General features: G+C 39.0%; 2 protein-coding genes and 1 tRNA gene. All 3 read left to right on the forward strand.

The window, feature by feature from the left end:
• On the forward strand, positions 1–719 hold a 719-nt coding region (locus ACLNCN_RS04745), incomplete at its 5' end, for a glutamate--tRNA ligase (protein ID WP_424844736.1).
• A gap of 13 nt (positions 720–732) precedes the next feature.
• Positions 733–1,167, forward strand: a complete 435-nt coding sequence (locus ACLNCN_RS04750) for a cytidine deaminase (RefSeq protein WP_265487553.1) — start codon at positions 733–735, stop codon at positions 1,165–1,167.
• Positions 1,168–1,275: 108 nt separating this feature from the next.
• A tRNA-Glu gene (locus tag ACLNCN_RS04755) sits at positions 1,276–1,347 on the forward strand.
• Positions 1,348–1,465 lie beyond the last annotated feature (118 nt).

A 1,465-nucleotide genomic window follows, 5' to 3' on the forward strand; every position in this document is an offset into this window, starting at 1 on the left:
TCAACTCTGAGACTGGGAAAAAATTGTCTAAACGCGATACTAACACCCTTCAGTTTATCGAAGACTACCGTAAAAAAGGTTATCTTCCAGAAGCAGTCTTTAACTTTATTGCTCTTCTTGGTTGGAACCCAGGTGGCGAAGATGAAATCTTCTCTCGTGAAGAACTCATTAAACTTTTCGATGAAAACCGCCTGAGCAAGTCTCCGGCAGCCTTTGACCAGAAAAAACTAGACTGGATGAGCAATGATTATATCAAGAATGCAGACCTAGAAACGATCTTTGAAATGGCAAAACCATTCTTAGAGGAAGCAGGCCGTTTAACTGACAAAGCTGAAAAACTAGTTGAGCTCTATAAACCACAAATGAAATCAGTAGATGAGATTATCCCATTGACAGATCTCTTCTTCTCAGATTTCCCAGAATTGACAGAAGCAGAACGCGAAGTCATGGCAGGGGAAACAGTCCCAACAGTTCTTGAAGCCTTCAAAGCAAAACTTGAAGCGATGACAAATGATGAATTTGTAACAGAAAATATCTTCCCACAAATCAAAGCTGTTCAAAAAGAAACAGGTATTAAAGGAAAAAATCTTTTCATGCCTATTCGTATCGCAGTTTCAGGTGAAATGCATGGACCAGAATTGCCAGATACAATCTTCTTGTTAGGCCGTGAAAAATCAATCCAGCATATCGAAAATATGTTAAAAGAAATCTCTAAATAAGAAGGATGCAACAATGGACATCTGGGAAAAGATGTACGAAGAAGCACAGAAACTGTATAATCCACATGAAGTATCTGATTTTGTTTATACTAATCATGTCGTTGCCGCTGTAGAAGCAGAAGATGGACAAATATTTACAGGTTTCTGTATGGAGGGAACCTGTGGTGTATTCCATCTCTGCGCAGAGCGGGCGGCACTCTTTAATATGTACCAATTTTCAGGACAAACTAAGGTTAAAAAAGTATTAGCCTTTCGAGACAAACCACCTTATGGTGGAAGTTCCGGTATGCCTTGTGGCGCTTGCAGAGAGTTCCTCTTAGAGTTGAACGCTGAAAATAAGGACGCAGAATTCATGATGGACTACGATACAAGAAAGACGGTGAAAATCGCAGAACTAATCCCATATTGGTGGGGAGAAGAACGTGCTTCTAAGTTTAATAATCAATAGAAGAGTCAGTATAATTCTGGCTCTTTTTACTTAATTTGAAAAAAGATAAAAAAAGTTGTTGACAAGTTAGAAAAAGTCTGTATAATAGTAAGAGTTGAAAACAACTCTGGTCCGTTGGTCAAGGGGTTAAGACACCGCCTTTTCACGGCGGTAACACGGGTTCGAATCCCGTACGGACTATGGTATGTTGCGGTTGAAGCACTTGATGAAAAAAAGTTTCAAAAAAATTTCAAAAAAGTGTTGACAAGCGAAAGCGACTGTGATATACTAATATAGTTGTCACTTGAGAGAAGCAAGT

The organism is Streptococcus sp. CL8.13 (assembly GCF_049737895.1).